17 protein-coding genes and 2 tRNA genes are annotated in these 19,585 nt (G+C 60.2%); 14 read left to right on the top strand and 5 right to left on the bottom strand.

What is annotated here, in order from left to right; translation table 11 throughout:
* Positions 1-11 precede the first annotated feature (11 nt).
* The 5 genes from FPL22_RS14060 to FPL22_RS14080 form a co-directional block, all read right to left on the bottom strand.
* Positions 12-1,091, bottom strand: a complete 1,080-nt coding sequence (locus FPL22_RS14060; protein WP_144353621.1) for a type IV pilus twitching motility protein PilT — start codon at positions 1,089-1,091, stop codon at positions 12-14.
* 30 nt (positions 1,092-1,121) lie between these two features.
* Positions 1,122-2,540, bottom strand: coding sequence for a type IV pilus twitching motility protein PilT (locus FPL22_RS14065; RefSeq protein WP_144353622.1), 1,419 nt, complete (start codon positions 2,538-2,540; stop codon positions 1,122-1,124).
* Between the two features lie 181 nt (positions 2,541-2,721).
* Entirely contained in the window at positions 2,722-3,606 is an 885-nt protein-coding gene (locus FPL22_RS14070) for a nuclease-related domain-containing protein (RefSeq protein WP_144353623.1), read from the bottom strand.
* Positions 3,607-3,613: 7 nt separating this feature from the next.
* Entirely contained in the window at positions 3,614-5,569 is a 1,956-nt protein-coding gene (locus FPL22_RS14075; RefSeq protein ID WP_144353624.1) for a M48 family metallopeptidase, read from the bottom strand.
* Positions 5,570-5,592: 23 nt separating this feature from the next.
* Entirely contained in the window at positions 5,593-6,189 is a 597-nt protein-coding gene (locus FPL22_RS14080; protein WP_203235160.1) for a LemA family protein, read from the bottom strand.
* Positions 6,190-6,310: 121 nt separating this feature from the next.
* On the opposite strand from FPL22_RS14080, the gene FPL22_RS14085 reads away from it, so the two are divergent.
* The 14 genes from FPL22_RS14085 (at position 6,311) to rpoB (ending at position 19,540) form a co-directional block, all read left to right on the top strand.
* Positions 6,311-8,980, top strand: coding sequence for a tetratricopeptide repeat protein (locus FPL22_RS14085; protein ID WP_144353625.1), 2,670 nt, complete (start codon positions 6,311-6,313; stop codon positions 8,978-8,980).
* Positions 8,981-9,041: 61 nt separating this feature from the next.
* Entirely contained in the window at positions 9,042-9,719 is a 678-nt protein-coding gene (locus FPL22_RS14090) for a MotA/TolQ/ExbB proton channel family protein (RefSeq protein ID WP_144353626.1), read from the top strand.
* 80 nt (positions 9,720-9,799) lie between these two features.
* Positions 9,800-10,144 (top strand): ExbD/TolR family protein, encoded by a 345-nt coding sequence (locus tag FPL22_RS14095; RefSeq protein ID WP_238991424.1) that lies wholly within the window; start codon positions 9,800-9,802, stop codon positions 10,142-10,144.
* Between the two features lie 4 nt (positions 10,145-10,148).
* A complete protein-coding gene (locus tag FPL22_RS14100) occupies positions 10,149-10,868 on the top strand; it encodes a hypothetical protein (RefSeq protein WP_144353628.1) in 720 nt (239 codons plus the stop codon).
* Between the two features lie 96 nt (positions 10,869-10,964).
* Positions 10,965-11,040 (top strand) — tRNA-Thr (locus FPL22_RS14105).
* Positions 11,041-11,101: 61 nt separating this feature from the next.
* A complete protein-coding gene (tuf, locus tag FPL22_RS14110; protein WP_144353629.1) occupies positions 11,102-12,292 on the top strand; it encodes an elongation factor Tu in 1,191 nt (396 codons plus the stop codon).
* 81 nt (positions 12,293-12,373) lie between these two features.
* Positions 12,374-12,449, top strand: a tRNA-Trp gene (locus tag FPL22_RS14115).
* Between the two features lie 10 nt (positions 12,450-12,459).
* Positions 12,460-12,663 (top strand): preprotein translocase subunit SecE, encoded by a 204-nt coding sequence (gene secE / locus FPL22_RS14120; RefSeq protein WP_144353630.1) that lies wholly within the window; start codon positions 12,460-12,462, stop codon positions 12,661-12,663.
* 20 nt (positions 12,664-12,683) lie between these two features.
* Positions 12,684-13,259: a transcription termination/antitermination protein NusG gene (nusG, locus tag FPL22_RS14125; RefSeq protein WP_144353631.1), complete on the top strand. Its 576-nt coding sequence runs from the start codon at positions 12,684-12,686 to the stop codon at positions 13,257-13,259.
* Positions 13,260-13,324: 65 nt separating this feature from the next.
* A complete protein-coding gene (gene rplK / locus FPL22_RS14130) occupies positions 13,325-13,750 on the top strand; it encodes a 50S ribosomal protein L11 (RefSeq protein ID WP_144353632.1) in 426 nt (141 codons plus the stop codon).
* A gap of 71 nt (positions 13,751-13,821) precedes the next feature.
* Positions 13,822-14,517, top strand: coding sequence for a 50S ribosomal protein L1 (rplA, locus tag FPL22_RS14135; protein ID WP_144353633.1), 696 nt, complete (start codon positions 13,822-13,824; stop codon positions 14,515-14,517).
* Between the two features lie 12 nt (positions 14,518-14,529).
* Positions 14,530-15,021, top strand: a complete 492-nt coding sequence (rplJ, locus tag FPL22_RS14140) for a 50S ribosomal protein L10 (RefSeq protein WP_144353634.1) — start codon at positions 14,530-14,532, stop codon at positions 15,019-15,021.
* A gap of 144 nt (positions 15,022-15,165) precedes the next feature.
* Positions 15,166-15,546 carry a 50S ribosomal protein L7/L12 gene (gene rplL / locus FPL22_RS14145; RefSeq protein WP_144353635.1) on the top strand — a complete coding sequence of 127 codons (381 nt, stop codon included), beginning with the start codon at positions 15,166-15,168 and terminating at the stop codon, positions 15,544-15,546.
* Positions 15,547-15,745: 199 nt separating this feature from the next.
* The gene (gene rpoB / locus FPL22_RS14150) at positions 15,746-19,540 is read left to right on the top strand and encodes a DNA-directed RNA polymerase subunit beta (RefSeq protein ID WP_144353636.1); all 3,795 of its coding nucleotides are present in this window, start codon (positions 15,746-15,748) and stop codon (positions 19,538-19,540) included.
* Positions 19,541-19,585 lie beyond the last annotated feature (45 nt).

The raw sequence follows: 19,585 nt of genomic DNA on the forward strand, positions 1-19,585 counted from the left end.
CGTGCCTGCACTCAATTGTGAACGGTGGTGTCGGGGCCGAGGTGGCGTTCGAAGAGCGTCTTGTCCGTAGCCTTCATGTAGGCTTCGCGGGCGGTGATGACGCCGGCTTCGAATTGTTTGCGGAGCGAAACGTCCATCGAGATCATGCCCTCGTTTTGGGAGCCTTCGATGATGTTGCGGATGGCGGCGATGTTGCCGCTGCGAATGGTGCCGCCAAGGGCGTCGTGGGGGAGGAGAATCTCGTGGACGGCCACGCGGCCGCCGCTGATTTTTTTGCAGAGGAGCTGGGAGACGATGCCGCGCAAGCCGCCGGCGAGGAGCACGCGGGCTTGATTTTGTTCGTCGGCGGGGAAGGCATCGATGATGCGGTCGATGGTCTTCGGTGCGTTGTTGGTGTGCAGCGTGGCGAAGACGAGGATGCCCATCGCGGCGCAACCGAGGGCGAGACGCATGGTGTCGAGCTGGCGCATTTCACCGACGAGGAGGATGTCGGGGTCGGAACGCATCGCGCCACGGATGGCGGCGGCGAAGCTTTCGGTGTGTTCGCCGACTTCGCGGTGGGCGATGATCGATTGTTTGTTCGTGTGAACGAACTCGATCGGCTCCTCGATGGTGACGATGTTCCGCCGCGAGGTGGAGTTGATGTAGTCAATCATCGCGGCGAGCGTGGTGGACTTGCCGGAGCCGGTCGGTCCGGTGACGAGCACGAGACCCTCGCGAAGCGTGCAGAGCTTCTTGATGGATTCGGGCAGCTGGAGATCGTCGAAGGACAGGATCTTCGATGGAATCTGGCGGAAAACGGCACCCATGCCCCAAGCGTTTTGGAGGTAGTTGACGCGGAAGCGGGCGAGGCCGGCGATTTCGTAGGCGAAGTCGAGGTCGTGGTTCTTCTGGAAAAACTCCCAGCGGACGGGCGGACAGATTTCGTGGAGAAGTTTCTCCATGTGCTCGGCGGTGACGGCGGGGAATTCGGTCAGTGTGATCAGGGTGCCGGAGACGCGGGCACGGGGAGGAAGGCCGACCATGAGGTGAAGGTCGGAGCCATCGTGGGCGCGAACGGCGCGGAGGATTTGGTCAATCGCAGCAGGCATCGGTAAAGGGAATTGAGGTTGGGGTGGGGCTTAGCGGGCGCCGGGGATCTGCTGGCGGATGACGCGATTCAGGATGTTGTTGGCCGCGACCTCGTCGGTGATTTTCTTTTCCTGCCAGAGTTCCAGAACGGCGTTGTCCATGGAGATCATGCCTTCGCGACGGCCGGTATCGATGGCGCTCGGGATGCCCTGTGTCTTGGAGTCGCGGACCATGGCGGAGATTGCGGTGGTGTTGACCAGAACTTCGCAGGCGAGGGCGACGCCGCCGTCGCGAGCGGGCAGGAGACGTTGGCAAAGGATGCCGCGGAGGCTTTGCGCCACCATCGCGCGGATCTGCGGCTGCTGGCTGGGCGGGAAAACGTCGAGCAGGCGGTTCAGCGTGCTGCCAGAATCGCTGGTGTGCATCGTGCCGATGACCAAGTGGCCGGTCTCGGAGGCGGAGATCGCCATCTCGATGGTGGGCAGGTCGCGGAGTTCGCCGATGACGATGACGTCGGGGTCTTCGCGGAGGGCGCTCTTGAGGGCGTTGGCAAACGACAACGTGTGCTGGCCGACCTGACGCTGGGTGACGTTGCAGCCCTGACTGGTGTGGAGGTATTCGATCGGATCCTCGACGGTGATGATGTGGTCTTCGCGCGTGCGGTTGAGCTCGTCGATGAGGGAGTTGAGCGTGGTGGTCTTGCCGGCGCCGACGGGGCCCGTGACCAGGATGAGGCCGTTGTGGTAGCTCAGGAGGCGCTTGATGACCGCGAGGTTTTTGAAGCCGAGCTGGGCGGGAGTGCGGATGGTCTCGGGGACGATGCGGTAGGTGCCTTTGACGCCTTCCTTGTGCTCCATAAGGTTCACGCGGATACGACGGCCGCCTTCCATCGCGAGCGCGTAGTCGTAGTCGTGATGCGTGCTGAAGAGCTTTTTCTGATCGTCGCCGAGGAGACTGGTGTTGAGGCGAAGCGTATCCGCGGCCGTGAGGGTGACGTCGGAGAGAAACTCGATTGCACGCTGGTTGCGGATGTAGGGCGGTGAACCCGCAGAGAGATGAAGATCGCTGGCTCCGACCGAGTCGGCGGCGCCGAGGAGCTCGAGCATGAACGGCTTCAGGGCGTTGTCGGGAAGCGATTTTACGGTGGAAAAATCCATCCGCGGCAAAGAGCGGACTGCGACGGGTGCGGGTGCTGCAGTCGCGGCTGCCGAGGGCGCCGGTGCTTTGACAGCGGGCTTGGGGAGAAAGGAAGGCGGCTGGGTGCCGGACGCGGAGAGTTCCTGGGCCTCGGTGGCGAGGCGGGTCATCAACTCGATGTCGGTGATGCCGGCCCGGTCGATGACGGCTTGAGCAAAGACCATCGCATCTGCGTTGGCAGGCATGGAGTCGACGATCTGGCCGGCCAGTTTGGCGTCGATGACACGTTCTTGCACGCACAGCGAAGCGATCCAGGGAACTTCATTATTCATAAAAGGGTATCAACAGGGTAGAGCGAACGAGGGAAACGATACGCACACGGTAGAAAAGCCAAAACGTGAGCGGACGATTTTTACCTTGGCCGCAGTAAGGGCGGGCGGGGGGTGTAGTGGCATGGAACTACACGACGGCAAATGGTTCCCGTCCGCCGCTGGCGAGGCGGTTTGCGGACAGTTAAAATTCCACGTCACGGCAGCGTGCGTCGAGTTGGCGCCCAATGAGATCGAGCTGGTGAGCGTCGAGTATCGGGTCTGCGTGCAAAGTGACTGCGGCGGGGATTTGCTTGGGGTTGAGGACGGCGACTTCACCCCGGGCGCGGGAGATGACCATCCAGCCTGGAAAGGTGAGAATCGCCTGCACAGGCGTGCGCAGGCCGATGAGTTGGGCCAAGTGGTCTTCGAGCCAGCGGGCTTGGCGGAGAGCTTGATCGAGACCGTGGCGGTCTTCACCCCACGGGTAGGCGAGCACTTGCCCGTCGTAGATGATTTGGTGCTCGGCGAAACCGGCGCGCGCGCGGCCCTTGCGGCGGGTTTTCGTTTCAATGGCGAACACGCCGGACGGGCCGATGATGACGTGATCGATGTTGAAAAGGGATTTCGCGTCACCGGCGGGGACGTCGTGGAAGATTTGGAAGCCGGCGGCTTTGAGCGGTTCGAGGGATTCGGCGACGACGCGTTCTCCGAAGTAGCCGAGCCAGGTGTTACGCCACCGGTCGATGCCCCCGATGAGGCGGCGAGTGAGGAAGATGAGACTGACGAGAAGCCCGGAGACCGCGGTGATCAGTCCGGTGATTTGATAGGCTCCGTCGAGGTGTGTGGCGATCCACGCGAGCGAGGCGCCGACCGCCAGCGGAATGGCGAACGCCAGGATGAAGGCGTTGAGTTCACGCTCTTCGAGTTCGGCGAGTTTGCGGCGCAAGGTTTCACCGGGGCCGCGCAGGAGCTTGGCATTGTCAGGGAAGGGCGCGCGGGTCTTCCGGCTTTTCTTGCGCCAGAGTGCACCGCCGATCAGCAGTGCGAAAAAAACCACGAAGTAACCGCCGATGAATACCCATTGCATGCCTCGCTTAAATCGCGAGAGGCATGGGGCAGTCGAGCGTGGAGGCGAGGGCGCGGAGCAGTTCGGCTTCCTCGGGGTCCACTTGTCCGTCGCTGGAGACGGTGGCGGCGAGGGCGGTGAGCAGGCGTTTTTTCACGGGGCCGTAGGCCAGGGCGAGTTTGTTCAATGCCGCATCAAGATCGTCGAGAGTGGCGATGCGAAGGGCCAGCGGCGGATGCAGGCCGGAAAAGCCGGAGGCGCCGGCACTGAACGCGAGAGCGGTTTCGTTCTCATCGGCGGCACGGAGGCGGGCACCGAATGACAAGACCACCGAGATCTCGGGCGAAACGTCGGAGGGCGAATAACTTTCACGGCTGCCGGAAGGATGGGCGGCTAAATCGAGGTGATGCGTGAGGACTTTTTGCAGCGCGAATTCGAAGAGGCTGACCTGTCCGTCAGCGTGGACGAGTTCATCGAGCGCTTCGATGAAGCCGGCCAGACCTGCTGGCGAAAGCTGGCGCAACGCGGGTGGCGTGAGCAGGAGCAAGGGAAGCCGCACGGCGTGGGGAAGGGTGCGCAGATCAGCTTCCAGCGGGGTAAGTGCGGTGGCAATCTCTTCGCCGGCATGGCGGCGAATGAGTTCATGCTGACGCGTGCGAACGGCCTCGTCTTTATCATCCAGAAGCAATCCGCACACGAGCGCGGCGGCTCCCGACGGGATTCGCACGGCGTCTCGAAGAAGCGATGGGATGTTGTCGGCCAGTGTCTGGGCGCGGGAAGTATGTGTCGCGTCGAGTGCACCGATGGAGGCGATGAGCGTGACGGGGTTGATCGCGGGCCGGGCGGTTTTTTGCGCTGAGGCGGGGCGGGTGGCGGAGCGTTGATCGCTCCAAGTTTGACGAGTGACATCGACAACAGTGGGCGGCTCGAAGTAGCGGCCATCGAAGGACGCATCAATGGCGCGGATGCGCACGTCGAGCGGCGGGTGCGTGGCCCAAGCGCCGCCGAGCATGGAGCGGAATCCCTGGGCAAAGAAGAAGTGCCCGATTTGCTCGCTTTTGGTGGACTGGAGATTCGAGCCGAGCGCGTAGCCACCAATTTTTTTGAGAGCGCCGGTGATGCCGGACGGATTGCGGGTGAACTGGACGGCTGAGGCGTCGGCGAGGAATTCGCGCTGACGCGAAACAGCGGCCTGGATGAGCCGGCCGAAAAAGTAACCGATGTAGCCGAGAGCCATCATGACCACGCCGACGGCGATCACGAAGGCCAGGCCACCACCGGAGTTTTTTCCGTTTCCGGAGGAGCGAACGCGTCCGCGGGCGAGGCCGGCAAGCACGCCGCGGCCGATCAGGCCGATGACGAGAATGCCAAAAACGATGGCGGTTAGCTTCACGTTGAGGCGCATGTCGCCATTGAGGATATGGCTGAACTCGTGGGCGACGACGCCTTGAAGTTCGTCGCGGTTGAGTTTTTCCAGCGTGCCTCGGGTGACCGCGACGACGGCGTCGCTGGTGGTGAGTCCGGCGGCGAAGGCGTTGATGCCCTGTTCGTCGGGCAGCACGTAAACCGCAGGCATGGGAAGGCCCGAGGCGATGGACATTTCTTCGACGATATTGAGCAGCTGGCGCTGCTTCGGATCGGTCGTGCGCGGATCAATGACCGTGCCGCCAACCATCTCGGCGATGGCGGTGCCGCCGGCGCGCAGTTGAAACCATTTATAGAGAGAGGCGAGGCCGACGACGGCGACAGTGATCAGCGTGACAGTGGCAAGAATCTGCGGCTGCCACCAGCTTCCGGACTGCGCGACCTGATCGTAAGCCTCCGGGTAGGAGTCGTGGGGATTAACGCGTCCGTTGACCTGCCCTAGCAGCGTGACCGTGGCGAAATAGCCGGCGGTGATGATGCCGAGCACTGCCAGCACGAAGAGCACGACGAGACGAGTCGTGTGTTTCTTCGCGCGGGCCTGGGCTTCAAAGAAGTCCATGCGAACTCAAGCTGCGGCTGTCGTTAGAACTGGACCTTGGGAGCGTTGCGCTCGGTGGGATCCTCGATCTTGAAAAGCTCGGCGGGCTGGAAGCCGAGGGCGCCGGCGAGAATGACGGTGGGAAACGTTTCACGCTTGGTGTTATAGTTCATCACGCTGTCGTTGTAGGCCTGGCGGGCAAAGGAGACCTTGTTCTCGGTCGAGGTGAGCTCCTCGTTGAGCTGCATCATGTTCTGGTTGGCCTTGAGGTCGGGGTATTGCTCGGAGACGACCATGAGGCGGGAAAGGGCGCCGCCGAGACCGGCTTCGGCGGAGGCGAGACTGCGCATGGCGTTCGCATCGGCGGGATTGGCGGCGGCGCTTTGCGCGGCGGAGGCGGCGATGTTACGGGCTTTAATGACCGCCTCGAGCGTGGAGCTCTCGTGCTTCATGTAGGCCTTGGCCGTCTCGACGAGATTGGGAATCAGATCGTAGCGGCGCTTCAGCTGCACATCGATCTGGGCGAAGGCGTTTTTAAAGCGATTACGAAGGGCGACGAGGCCGTTGTAGATGCCGACGGCCCAGAGGCCGAGAATAACCACGAAGAGAAGCAGGACGCCGAGAACGATGAGTGCGGTCATGATGATAGTTATGGTTAAGGTGGAGCCGCCCACTGTGTGTGGAGCGCGCCGAGGTGCGAGCGGGAACTATTTACAACGCGGTTGATTGTTTCCAGCACGATGAGCAACTTGAGGTCTTCGCATGTCGCTCCGAACCCTGATTTTTGTGATGATGGCCGCCGCGGTTTCACTACCTGCGGTGTCGCGCGCCGATGATTCACCCGTCGAAGTGGCGCCGCTGATTTCAGTCGCGCAGACGCCGCTCCTGCCCGGTGGAGAACTGCGATCGTTCGTCGCGGCACGCCGTGCGCTCGAACTGGGTTTCCCCTCGGTAGCGGCGGGACTTTACACGCAACTGCTGAGTTCGCTGAAGACACCGGGTGCCGAGCGCAACGTGCTCGTGTTGGAATTGGTGACGGCGCGTCTGGACGAAGGCCGTGCCGATGAAGCGGAAAAAGCCCTGCAACTTTACACGGGCGCCCCAAACGCGGCTTATCAGTTACGAGCGGGTTTGATCGCGATGGGTCGCAAGCGGACGGATATGGCCAAGGCCGCGGTGGCGTCGATCAAAGTGGAAGACCTCGTCGCGGCGGACCGCGGCTGGGCGTATTTTTTGCAAGGACAGGTGGCGGATGCGGGTGGCGATTTGGCGAAGGCTCGCGATGCTTATCAGCGTGCGGGGGAAGTTGCGGTGTCTGATATCCAACGCGCGCATTTCGTGCTGGCTCGGGAACGCTCGCGACTGGCGATGGGTGAGGCGACCGAATCGCAGCTGAATGCGGCGCGTCAGAGCGCGGATAAATACAAGGGCAAGAGCGTGGGTTACGCCTATGCCCGTCAGTATGCGGTGTTGCTGGCGGCGCGCGGTCGCACGACGGAAGCGGTGGATTATCTGGGTAAACAACTGCAGTCGTTGCCGGCGGCCGAACGTGCGGCACGGGATGATTTCCGCCTGCTGCTCGGGGTGATCGCGGGAGCTCAACGCAGTGAAGGACGCAATGCTCTCGAAGGGCTGCTCACCGGCGCAAATGATGCGACACTGCAGCGGGTCGCGTTGCAATTGCTCGCGCGGGACGCGGCGGATGCGGCGTTTTTTGCGAAGTTGAATTCACTGATCACGGCCACGCCCCAGTCGCCGATTCAGGCGGATCTGCTGCTGGTGCGCGCTCAGCTCGGGCTGGCCGAAAAGCGCGTGCCGGTGTTGAATAAACCGGAGTCTTCAAAATCTCTGGTGCAAGCCAATCAGGATCAAGCCGAGCTGGATGCGAAGGCATTGCTGGCGGCATTTCCCGGGTCGGATCTGAAGCCGGCGGCGCTTGGGTTGCTGGCGGATTTGTTTTGGGAGCAATTGCGTTATCGCACCGCGGCGGATTTCGCGGGGCAGGCGAGGGTGGAGTTGCCCGTGGGTGATGAAGTGCGCGCGTCCCTCGGCGTGATGGTGGCGGAGGCGTATTTCCGCGCGGAGGATTTTGGTGCGGCCGACGAGGCTTATGCCGTGGCGCTAAACGAAGTGCCGGCCAATGTGTCGGCCGGACTGCTGATGGCGCAGCGCGTGTTATCGAAAATCGAAGCGAAGAAACTGGATGACGCGGCGCGTTTGCTCGACGTATATGCGGCCGACTCGCGACTGGGTTTGATCGAACGCTGGCAGGCGGAGTGGACGCTGGCGTCGGCGCTACTAGTGGCCGGTCGCGATGCCGATGCTTACCTGCGGGTGAATCGCGTTCTGCTCGCGAGCGGCAGCGCACAGGACGGGTTGCCGCTGTCGTTGCGGGCACGCATGGCCTGGTTGCAAGCGAGGCTTTCACTGGATGCCGACGAACCGCAGAAGACCGTGACGTTGGCCGCGGCACTCCCGGGGTTGATTCAAGGGCTCGAGCCGGTGCAACGTTCCGAGGTGGAGGCCGCCACGCGTTTATTGCAGGCGAAGGCGCAGTTTCGCCTCGGAAAACCCGACGAGGCGTTAAAGACCTTGGCGGCTTTACGCGTTGATTTCCCGCAGGCGGATGCGGCGGTTTACTCCTATCTGGACGAGGCGGATTATTACGCTGAAAACGGACGCTTCGTGGAGGCGCAAGGCCGGCTCATCGAACTGGCCGACACGTTCAAGCAGCATCGTTACGCGCCTTATGCGCTGTATCGTGCCGCCCTCACCGCCGAGCAACGCGGACAGGACGAGTTCTACAAGGAAGCCTATCGCATCCTGGAGCGGTTGGTGACGACGAAAGATTACGAGGATTCGAAGCTCATTTTTTATGCGCGACTCAAGCAGGGTGATCTTGCCCGCCGACTTAATGATTTTCCGCGCGCCCGCCTGACCTACGAGTATCTGATAAACAACTACAACTCGGTGGACTATCCGGGAGTGCTCTCGGCTGAGCTGGCTCTGGCCGCCTGCCATCGAGCCCAGATCACGCCATCCGATGTCTCCCACTACGAGAGTGCGCTCACGATTCTGGAGCGACTGCAGGACCTGCCGGCCGCGCCGATCGATCTGCGCGTGGAAGCGGGATTCCAGCTCGGTGATTTACTGGCGACCAACGGGAAATCGCCGGATCTCGATCGGGCGGGAGCGGTTTGGTGGACGCTGGTCACGACCTTTTTGCTCGATGATACGCAAGCAGCCAAACTGGGACCGAAGGGGCGTTACTGGCTCTCGCGGGCCTTGCTGCGACTCGGTGATTTGCGCCGCGACCGCGGTGATTTGGAGGAGGCCCGCAACGCCTACGAAATCATTCTTCGCAAGAACCTGCCCTTCGCCAAGCTGGCGCGTGAAGTATACACCCGCGCTGGCGGCAAGCCCCAGCCCTGAGCCGTGTTTCGACGTTTGCCCCTTTCTCTTTTTGCAATCTTCATTCTGATCCTTTCCGACCATGTCACCTGATCCCAGTATTCTGACCAGCGGCGGCCCCATGATGTGGGTGCTGTTGCTGATGGGAGTCATCACTCTCGTTCTGTTTATCGAGCGCACGTTTTACCTGCATCGCGGGCAGATCAAATCCACGACGTTTGTGGATGGCATCAAAAACACCCTCGCAAAGCGCCGCATCGTGGAAGCCCTGACGCTGTGCGAGGAGACTCCCGGGCCGGTGGCGGCGGTAGTGAAAGCCGCGCTCATTCACGCGCACGACGACGAGACGCGGATGCGTTATGCGGTGCAAGAAGCGGCGGTCGTGGAGTTGCCCTCGTTGGAGCGTCGTCTGGGCTCGATTGCTGCCATCGCGCAGATCGCGCCGATGGTGGGGTTGCTCGGCACGGTGCTGGGCATGGCCACGACGTTTCATGCGTTCATGCAAGGTGGCCAATATGCGACGGCGCAGGCCTTGTCGCTGGGCATGTGGCAGGCGTTGCTGGCAACCGCAGGCAGTCTCGTGCTGGCGATTCCGGCGCACCTGGCCTACCATTTTTTGCATGGTCGCGTGCGGTCGCTGGTGCGCGACATCGAGTGGGCGGGCAACGACATCATGCGCTATCTACTGGTGGATTATCGCAAGGGTGAAGGTGCCGGCGAGTCCACGGCCGGTGATCCGTCTATCTCGATCGAATCATGATCACGCGACCGCTGGATCTCTCTTCGCGCTTGCGCCGGCCCCCGCGTGGATTCGAGTTTTTGTTTTATATTAACGGAGGCTTGATCGCGCTGTTTTTCATCCTGTTCGGTTCTCGCTTCGTGTTGTCGCCGGGACTGGGCGTGGCGTTTGAAGTGCCTGCGATGGCCAACGCGCTGGAAGGGGCGGTCGCCACCGATGTGGTCATTGCCATCAAAGGTGCGGACCTGGCTTTTGTGGAGGGTGCCAAGGTTAACTTCGCAGGGCTGCGCCAGTATCTCATCAACCGTGCGGCGGGGCGGCCCGGATTGCGTTTGCTCGTGCAGGCGGATGCCACGCTCACCACGCGGGATTTGACCGAGGTTTACGATATGGCGCGTGCGGCAGGCTTCGCTTTTGTGCAGGTCGCGGCCGAACCTATTCGTTAAGCGCATGCCCGCGAAACAACGATTCCCTTGGGTGATGGTCAGTGGAGCGGTGGCTTTCATTGTGGTCGCGGCAGTGGCGTGGTTGCAGATTCCATCGGATGCGAATCAATCGACTGACGGCTCGAAGCTGCCTGTGTTGGGGTTGGCGCAGACCGGCCGGGCTATGTCGGCTGAATTACTCGCCGAGCAACTGGCAGCCTATGATCCCACGCCAATGTTTATCCCCACGCGGATGAGCAGCAACGAGCCGGCGTTGCCCGAGGAAAGCACTCCGGGGGTTGGCGGACCCTTTGCGGCACTACCTGCGGAACTCACGCGATCAGGCTCTTTGAAATTTACAGCCCCGGTGCCCGTGCCGAGCAGTCCTGCCCAAGGCCTGCGGCTGACGGAGAGACCCTATGCGCCGTTAGTGATGGCGCGTGCGGATGAGGTTGGACGCGCGTTGCCGGCGCGCCTCGGACAGCTTGAGACAATCGCCGTCGATACGGGTCGCGTGGTGCTGACCTTGGATTTAGCTGCGGTGGCCGCGTTCCCAATCGGTGATTGGCAGCCTCTCGAGTTGTTGGCCTCTGTTTCGCGGGCCGGCTTGGTGGGTGAGCTGGTTGTCACCAGTAGTTCGGGCTCTGATGAAATAGATGAATATTTTCGTTCCCATCTGAAGCGAAACGTGCGCATTGGGGAGCGACTTTCGGAGGGATTCTACGCGTTTAGAGTGGGGCCGTAACGGTCCGCTAAAAAAGCCAAGATTGCAGTTGACGGCCTAAAAACGGCTCGTCACGGTCCACACTCCTTTTCTCGTTTTTTGACCATTTCCTAGTTTGCCCAGATAGCTCAATTGGTAGAGCACGTCCTTGGTAAGGACGAGGTCGTCGGTTCGAGTCCGATTCTGGGCTCCAGGTCACTTACGTTTAAAGTCACATTTTCAGACAGGCTCCTTAAAATTCATCACATTTCACCATGGCTAAAGGCACATTCGAACGCACCAAACCCCACGTTAACGTCGGCACTATCGGCCACGTTGACCACGGAAAAACCACCACGACGACCGCCATTCTTGCCGTTCAGGCTCGTAAGGGTCTCGCCGAGGTCAAGACCTACGCGGACATCGCTAAGGGCGGCACCGTCCGTGACGCCTCCAAGATCGTCACGATCTCGGTCGCTCACGTTGAGTATCAGACCGAAAACCGCCACTATGCTCACGTCGATTGCCCCGGCCACGCTGACTTCGTGAAGAACATGATCACCGGTGCCGCCCAGATGGACGGCGCGATCCTCGTGGTCTCCGCTGCTGACGGCCCGATGCCCCAGACCCGCGAGCACATCCTCCTTGCCCGTCAGGTGGGCGTTCCGAAGATCGTTGTCTGGCTCAACAAGGTTGACCTCATCGATGACCCTGAGCTCCTCGAACTCGTCGAGATGGAAATCCGCGAGCTCCTCAGCAAATACAAGTTCGATGGCGACGCCGCCACGATCGTCCGTGGTTCCGCCACCGCCGCTCTCGACAACAAGCCCGAGGGCAACGACGCGATCACCGCCCTCATGGCTGCGATCGACAAGGACATCCCCGAGCCCGCTCGCGAGATGGACAAGCCTTTCCTGATGTCTGTTGAAGACGTCTTCTCGATCACCGGCCGCGGCACCGTCGCCACCGGTCGTATCGAGCGCGGTATCGTCAAGGTCAACGACAACGTTGAAATCGTCGGTCTCAAGGACACCAAAGAGACTGTCGTTACCGGTATCGAAATGTTCCGCAAGCTCCTCGACTCCGGTCAGGCTGGCGACAACGTTGGTATCCTCCTCCGCGGTATCGACAAGGAAGGCATCGAGCGCGGCCAGGTTTTGGCTGCCAAGAAGTCCATCACTCCCCACAAGAAAGCCAAGGCTGAGATCTACGTTCTCTCCAAGGAAGAGGGCGGCCGCCACACCCCGTTCTTCAACGGTTACCGTCCCCAGTTCTACTTCCGCACCACGGACGTCACTGGTATCGTCAACCTGCCCAAGGGCGTTGAGATGATCATGCCCGGCGACAACATCGCCGTCGAGATCGACCTCATCGTTCCTATCGCGATGGAGACGACCCAGCGCTTCGCCATCCGCGAAGGTGGTCGCACCATCGGTGCCGGCCGCGTCACCGAGATCATCGAATAAGTTAATTGTTCACTGTTTAGAACACGCCCGCCGAGGCCTCGTAAAAGGGGCCTCGGCTGCGTCGTCTAAAAACCAACCCACAGGCGTGTAGCTCAATTGGTAGAGTAGCGGTCTCCAAAACCGTTGGTTGGGGGTTCGATTCCCTCCGCGCCTGCCACTTTTATTAAATGAAGAACCCGTTCCGCAGCACCCGTTTGTTTTTCGGTGAAATGGTCGATGAGCTTAAAAAAGCCAGCTGGCCGACCAAGACCGAACTGCGGGATTCGACTATCGTGGTCATTGTGGCCGCGGTCATCCTCGGCGTGTTCACCAGCATCAGCGACTTCGCCCTTTATCAGGTCGTCGATCTTTTCACCTCCTGGGTTAGCTAACCCCGCCTCTTTTGCAGCCAATGTCCACTGAAACGACCACGCCCGTAGGCGCCCAATGGTTCGCCCTCCACACCCTCTCCGGCCAGGAGAACAAGGTGAAGGCTTACATTGAGAAGTTCAAAAAGGCCGAAGAACTCGAAGACTATATTTTCGATGTCCTCTTGCCGACCGAAGTCGTTTCGGAGGTCAAGAATGGTAAGAAGAGCACGAAGACTCGTAAGTTGTATCCGGGCTACGTCTTCATTCAGATGCGCCTCTTCGAAGAAAAGCGCCTGATCAACAAGCCGTGGTATTTCGTCAAGGAAGTTGCCGGTGTTATCAATTTCGTCGGCGGTGAAAACCCAGCCGCTTTGCGTCAATCCGAGATCGACGAAATCAAGGCCCGCATCGCTGAAGCCAACGGCAAAGAAGTGCCCAAGGTGTCCTACGAGCTCGGCGAAGAAGTTAAGATCACCGACGGTGCGTTTGCCAACCTCACCGGCCGCATCGACGAGATCGATCCCGCCCGTGGCAAACTCAAGATTTCCGTCTCAATTTTCGGCCGGTTCACGCCGGTCGAGCTCGAATACTGGCAGGTGCAGCGCCTCACTGAGTGAGTCGACGCCCTCTCTAAACCTACAGTCGTTCGAATTTAAAACCAAACACCCACTCCTTTACTCACATGGCCAAGAAGATCCAAGGTTACATCCGTCTCCAACTGCCCGCCGGCGCCGCCAATCCCGCGCCCCCCGTCGGTCCCGCGCTCGGCGCCCAAGGCGTCAACATCATGGCGTTCTGTAAGGAGTTCAACGCCAAGACCAAGGACCAGAACGGCATGATTCTGCCGGTCGTCATCACCGTTTACTCGGACAAGTCCTTCACCTTCATCCTCAAGTCGCCTCCTGCGTCTGTTCTCCTGAAGAAGGCCGCCAACATCGCTTCGGGCGCCGCCGCTCCGAACAAAGACAAGGTCGGCAAGGTCACCACCAAGCAGCTCGCCGAGATCTGGAAGCTGAAGAAGGCCGATATGAATGCCAAGGACGAGGCCGCTGGTATCAAGACCATCGCCGGAACCGCCCGTAACATGGGCATCGAAGTCGTCGACTAATTTTCGTTAGAAACCACAACCACTCAAAGCGGGAGTCCTACCAAGGACGTTCGCACCGCAAGGAGTAATACATGCCCGTAAAACAAAGCAAACGCTACGTCAGCGCCGTCAAGAGCGCCGATCTCACGAAAGGTTATTCCCTGGCTGAAGCCACGGAAGTCCTTTCCAAATTCCCGAAGGCCAAGTTCGACGAGACCGTCGAGCTCTCCATCCGCCTGGGCGTCGACGCGACGCAGGGTGACCAGATGGTCCGCGGCACCACGCCGTTGCCCAATGGTTCCGGCAAGAAGGTCCGTGTGATCGTTTTCACCGATGCCCCTGAGGTCGCTCTCAAGGCCGGTGCCGACGAAGCCGGCCTCGCCGAGCTCATGAAGAAGGTCAGCGAAGGCTACCTAGATTTCGACGTCGCCATCGCGACGACCGAAGCAATGAAGCAGGTCCGCACCCTCGCCCGCGTCCTCGGTCCCAAGGGCCTCATGCCCAACCCGAAGTCCGGCACCGTCACCGACGACATCGCCGCTGGCATCAAGGCCGTCAAGGCCGGCCGTGTTGAGTTCAAGATGGACAAAGCCGCCAACATCGGCGTCGGCATCGGCAAGCGTTCCTTCACGAGCGCACAACTCGTCGAGAACGCGCAGGCGGTTCTCGAAGCCATCAGCAAGGCCAAGCCGGCCTCGTTCAAGGGCACCTACATCAAGAGCGTCGGTCTCTCGTCTTCGATGAGCCCCGGCGTCCGCGTCGCCTCAACCGAGTTCACCAAACTCTAATCGGAACCCAACATGAGAGCCGAAAAACAATACCTGATCAGCGAAGTAGAGTCGCACCTCAAGAAGTCCGACTACGTCATCCTCGCCAATTTCTCGAAGGTCACCGTTTCCGACGTCGCTGAGCTCCGCGCCAGCCTCGCCGCTGAGAACGCCGAGTTCCACGTCGTCAAAAACAGCTCCCTCCGCGTGGCCGCCAAGGCCCTCGGTCTGCCTGAGTTCGACGCTGCTTCGCTGGCTGGCCCCACGGCCATCCTCGTCGGCGGCAAGAACCCGGCCGGCGTCGCGAAGATTCTCAAGACCTTCTTCGATAAGAAGCAGAAGCTTGAGGTGAAAGTCGGCGTGCTGGAGAAGAAGGTTTTCTCTGCGAAAGAACTCGCGGTGATCGCCGACCTGCCTCCGTTCGACGTGCTGCGCTCGCAGTTCCTCAGCTTGCTTACCAGCAACGCTGCGGCCTTCGTTCGCGTCCTCGACGCCAAGGTCAAAAAAGAGCAACCCGCCGCCTGATCCACAACCAACCATTTTGAGAAGATGCCGGCTTCGGCCGGCATCTTCGAAAAGCCAAAAAATCCAAAGGGGTAGAGTAGGGGATACGTCTCTTAAACGTGTTTCATTCCCGAAACCGCTAGTCCGCCCCAGGAAGTTAATACCATGAGCAACCTCACCAAAGACCAAGTCATCGAATGGCTGTCCGCCCAGCCCGTTCTCGAACTCGCCGCCCTCGTTAAAGATCTCGAAGGCAAGTGGGGCGTTTCCGCCGCCGCTGCCGTCGCTGCCGGTCCCGCCGCTGGTGGCGCCGCCGCTGCTCCCGCCGAGGAGAAGACCGAGTTCAACGTCATCCTCACCGAGGCTGGCGCGAACAAGATCGGCGTCATCAAGGAAGTCCGCGCCATTACTGGCCTGGGCCTCAAGGAAGCCAAGGACCTCGTTGAAGGCGCTCCCAAGCCCATCAAGGAAGGCGCCTCCAAGGCCGACGCCGAAGACATCAAGAAGAAGCTCGAGGCCGCTGGCGCCAAGGTCGAACTCAAGTAAGCACTTGGCGTTTAACGATCTAAATCGTCTTCAGTTTTCAGGACAGGCCGTGCATTTGCGCGGCCTGTCCTTTGCCTTTTTCGCATTTCGTTCTTTGTTTCCGTTTTCTGCCTCCGCTTTTCAAGCGGTGCGCCCTGATTTTATCGCGTCTAAACCCGCGATTATTCTGTCCATTCTCTCCACCTAACCGGGATCACCCATGGCCGTTCGCAATCAACCTGACCGCATCAACTTCGGCAAACTCCGTGAAGTTATTGTTCCGCCGAACCTGATCGAAATCCAGATCACGTCATATCTCGATTTCCTTCAGAAGGGAATCCCTGAGAAGCAACGCAAGCCCCAGGGTCTTGAGGCTGTGTTCCGCGAGGTGTTCCCCATCGAGTCCTACGATGCCCGCCTCGTCCTCGAATACGTCTCTTACACGCTCGGTGATTCCAAGAACTCCGAGCTCGAGTGTATCAAGGAAGGCATCACCTATTCGGTGCCCCTCTACGTGAAGCTCCGCCTCCGCGAGGAAGACTTCATCAAGGATGAAGAAATCTACATGGGCGAGATCCCCATGGTGACCGAGCGCGGCTCCTTCATCATCAACGGCGCCGAGCGCGTCGTCGTCTCCCAGCTCCACCGTTCGCCCGGCATCGCCTTCGAAGTGGCACCGCATGCCAACGGCAAGCCCCTCCATTCTTTCCGTGTCATTCCTGACCGCGGCACCTGGCTCGAGGTCCAGTTCGACAATAACGATCTCCTTTACGTCTATCTCGACCGCCGTCGCCGTCGCCGCAAGTTCCTCATCACGACCCTGCTCCGCGCCATCGGTTACAGCTCTGATATCGATATCCTGAACCTCTTCTATGAGATCAAGGACATCAAGATCTCCAAAGCCCTCGACCTCGAGAACGTCTCCACCCTCGTCCTCGTTGAGGATGCGATCGATGCCCAGAAGGGCGTCGTTCTCGCCCGTGCCTTTGAGCCCCTCACGAAGCAGATCGTGCGCACCTTCGAGAAGCACGGCATCTCGAGTATCCGCGTGATCGATACGTCCTCCGACGAAGGCGCCATCATCCGCGCCCTCAAGAAGGACCCGACCCGCAACGAAGAAGAGGCCCTCAAGGAAATCTACAAGCGTCTGCGTCCGGGCGAGCCCCCGACCACCGCCAACGCCAAGGCCCTCCTCAAGCGTTTGTTCTTCGACCCGAAGCGCTACGACCTCGGTCGCGTCGGCCGTTACAAGATCAACCAGAAGCTCGGCCTCAAGGTTGACCTTGAGCAGCGCATTCTCGAGTCCGGTGACATCACCGCCGCCACCAAGTATCTCGTCCGCCTCAAGCGCGGCGAGGGCGTCGTGGACGACATCGACCATCTCGGTTCACGCCGCGTCCGCACCGTCGGCGAGCTCCTCGCCAATCAGTGCCGCGTCGGCCTCAGCCGCACCGAGCGTCTCGTTCGCGAGCGCATGACCATGTATGACCAGTCCGTCGATTCGATCACGCCCCAGAAGCTGATCAACCCGAAGGCTCTCACCACGGTCATCCGCGATTTCTTCGCCCGTTCGCAGCTGTCGCAGTTCATGGACCAGATCAATCCCCTCGCCGAGGTCACGCACAAGCGTCGTCTCTCTGCGCTCGGACCGGGCGGTCTTAATCGTGAGCGTGCCGGCTTCGAAGTGCGTGACGTTCATCCGTCCCACTACGGCCGCATCTGCCCGATCGAAACGCCCGAAGGTCCGAACATCGGTCTGATCAACTCGCTCTCGACCTACGCTCGCGTCAACGAGTTTGGTTTCATCGAGACGCCTTACCGCCAGGTTAAAGACGGCAAGGTCACCGACAAGATCGACTATCTCACCGCCGACCAGGAAGAGGCCAAGGTCATTGCTCAGGCCAACTCCGAACTCGACGACAAGAACCACTTCGTGGGCAAGGTCACCGTCCGTCAGGACGGCGAGTTCCTTGAAGTCGTCGCCGCCGAAGTCCACTACATGGACGTCTCGCCCAAGCAGGTCATCTCGATCGCGGCCGGCATGATTCCGTTCCTTGAGCACGACGACGCCAATCGCGCGCTGATGGGTGCGAACATGCAACGTCAGGGCGTTCCTCTCCTCCAAGCCGAGTCGCCGTTTGTTGGCACCGGTATCGAAGAGCGCGTCGCTCGCGACTCCAAGATCGTCGTCGTCGCCGAGGATTCGGGCATCGTTGCCTACTCCGACGCCAAGATGGTCGTCATCACCAAAGACGGCGAACTCCCGCGCAACTTTGACAAGAGCCCGAAGACCGACGCCAAGAACGGCGTTTACGTTTACGAGCTCCGCAAGTTCATGCGCTCCAACGCCGGCACCTGCTTCAATCAGAAGCCGATCGTCGACAAGGGCCAGAAGATCAAAGCCGGCGACATCATCGCTGACGGTCCTTCGACCGAAAAGGGAGAAATGGCCCTCGGCCGTAACGTGCTTGTGGCGTTCATGCCCTGGAACGGTTACAACTTCGAAGACGCTATCCTGATCTCCGAAAAGGTGCTCAAGGAAGACATCTTCACTTCCATCCACATCCAGGAGTTTGAAGTCACTGCTCGTGACACCAAGCTCGGGCCGGAGGAAATCACGCGCGATATCCCTAACGTGGGCGAAGAGGCTCTCAAGAACCTCGACCACAACGGCGTCATTCGCATCGGTGCCGAAGTGAAACCTGGTGACATCCTCGTCGGTAAGATCACCCCGAAGTCCGAGACCGAGCTCGCTCCTGAGGAGAAGCTCCTCCGCGCGATCTTCGGTGAGAAGGCCGCTGATGTTAAGGACACCTCGCTGGTCGTCCCGTCCGGCGTCGCCGGCATCATCATGGACGTCAAGGTCTCCAGCCGCGTCGACTTCGAGAAGGAGAAGCTTTCTCCTTCCGATCGCCGCCGTCAGACCAAGCAGATCCAAGAAGATTACAAAACGCAGATGGACAAGTTGCGCGAAGGTCTCACCGAGGCCCTCTCCAACATCCTCCTCGGCGAAAAGATCCCGCTCGACGTCATCAACGGCGAGACAAACGAGATCATCATCCCGGCCAACCGTAAGATCACCAAGACGCTGCTCCGCAAGCTCGCCGCCGTCTCCAAGCACGTCGAGATCGATCCGTCCCCGGTTCGTATCAAGATCATGGAAATCATCGGTTCCTACCAGTCGAAGTTCGACGAGCTGGAAACTGACCGCGAGCGCAAGGTCAACAGCATCGAAGCCGGTGAAGACAACGGCAACGGCGCTATCAAGCAGGTCAAAGTCTACATCGCCACCAAGCACAAGCTTGAGGTCGGTGACAAGATGGCCGGTCGTCACGGTAACAAGGGTGTGGTCGCCAAGATCGTTCCCCAGGAAGACATGCCGTTCCTTCCGGACGGCACCCCGATCGAAATCTGCTTGAACCCCTTGGGCGTGCCTTCGCGCATGAACATCGGTCAGGTTCTTGAAACGCATCTCGGTTGGGCCTGTAAAAAGCTCGGTCTCAAGATCGCGACGCCGGTGTTCGATGGTATTCCTGAAAAGAAAATCCGCGAATATCTGAAGGAAGCGAAGCTCCCCACCTCTGGTAAGAGCTCGCTCTTCGACGGACGCACCGGTGAGAAGATCGATCAAGAGGTCGTGGTCGGCTACATCTACATGATGAAGCTGAACCATCTTGTGTCCCACAAGATCCACGCCCGCGCGGTCGGTCCTTACTCCCTCGTCACGCAGCAGCCGTTGGGCGGCAAAGCCCAATACGGCGGTCAGCGTTTCGGCGAAATGGAAGTGTGGGCGCTCGAAGCTTACGGCGCGGCGCACACCCTCCAGGAGCTCCTCACCGTCAAGTCCGACGACGTGCAGGGTCGCACCAAGATCTACGAGTCGCTCGTCAAGGGCGACAACACGCTGGTCGCGGGCACGCCCGAGTCCTTCAACGTGTTGATCAAGGAAATCCAGTCCCTCGGTCTGGATATCAAGCTCAACAAGCGCGATGCCCTCGGCGGTCTCACCGCCTGATCCGGTTCACGTCACCATTTAACGAATACATCAGGGATATAACTC

The sequence above is a fragment of the Rariglobus hedericola genome (genome assembly GCF_007559335.1).
Lineage (GTDB): Bacteria > Verrucomicrobiota > Verrucomicrobiia > Opitutales > Opitutaceae > Rariglobus > Rariglobus hedericola.

Bases quoted from the DNA above. Each gene is read 5' to 3' on its own strand.
- FPL22_RS14080 (WP_203235160.1), bottom strand. From the start codon at position 6,189: ATGACCGCACTCATCGTTCTCGGCGTCCTGCTTCTCTTCGTGGTTATT.
- nusG (WP_144353631.1), top strand. From the start codon at position 12,684: ATGTCCACTGAAACGACCACGCCCGTAGGCGCCCAATGGTTCGCCCTC.
- rplJ (WP_144353634.1), top strand. From the start codon at position 14,530: ATGAGAGCCGAAAAACAATACCTGATCAGCGAAGTAGAGTCGCACCTC.
- FPL22_RS14085 (WP_144353625.1), top strand. From the start codon at position 6,311: ATGTCGCTCCGAACCCTGATTTTTGTGATGATGGCCGCCGCGGTTTCA.
- secE (WP_144353630.1), top strand. From the start codon at position 12,460: ATGAAGAACCCGTTCCGCAGCACCCGTTTGTTTTTCGGTGAAATGGTC.
- rplA (WP_144353633.1), top strand. From the start codon at position 13,822: ATGCCCGTAAAACAAAGCAAACGCTACGTCAGCGCCGTCAAGAGCGCC.
- FPL22_RS14090 (WP_144353626.1), top strand. From the start codon at position 9,042: ATGTCACCTGATCCCAGTATTCTGACCAGCGGCGGCCCCATGATGTGG.
- FPL22_RS14100 (WP_144353628.1), top strand. From the start codon at position 10,149: ATGCCCGCGAAACAACGATTCCCTTGGGTGATGGTCAGTGGAGCGGTG.
- FPL22_RS14065 (WP_144353622.1), bottom strand. From the start codon at position 2,540: ATGAATAATGAAGTTCCCTGGATCGCTTCGCTGTGCGTGCAAGAACGT.
- rplL (WP_144353635.1), top strand. From the start codon at position 15,166: ATGAGCAACCTCACCAAAGACCAAGTCATCGAATGGCTGTCCGCCCAG.
- rplK (WP_144353632.1), top strand. From the start codon at position 13,325: ATGGCCAAGAAGATCCAAGGTTACATCCGTCTCCAACTGCCCGCCGGC.
- FPL22_RS14070 (WP_144353623.1), bottom strand. From the start codon at position 3,606: ATGCAATGGGTATTCATCGGCGGTTACTTCGTGGTTTTTTTCGCACTG.
- tuf (WP_144353629.1), top strand. From the start codon at position 11,102: ATGGCTAAAGGCACATTCGAACGCACCAAACCCCACGTTAACGTCGGC.
- FPL22_RS14060 (WP_144353621.1), bottom strand. From the start codon at position 1,091: ATGCCTGCTGCGATTGACCAAATCCTCCGCGCCGTTCGCGCCCACGAT.
- FPL22_RS14075 (WP_144353624.1), bottom strand. From the start codon at position 5,569: ATGGACTTCTTTGAAGCCCAGGCCCGCGCGAAGAAACACACGACTCGT.
- rpoB (WP_144353636.1), top strand. From the start codon at position 15,746: ATGGCCGTTCGCAATCAACCTGACCGCATCAACTTCGGCAAACTCCGT.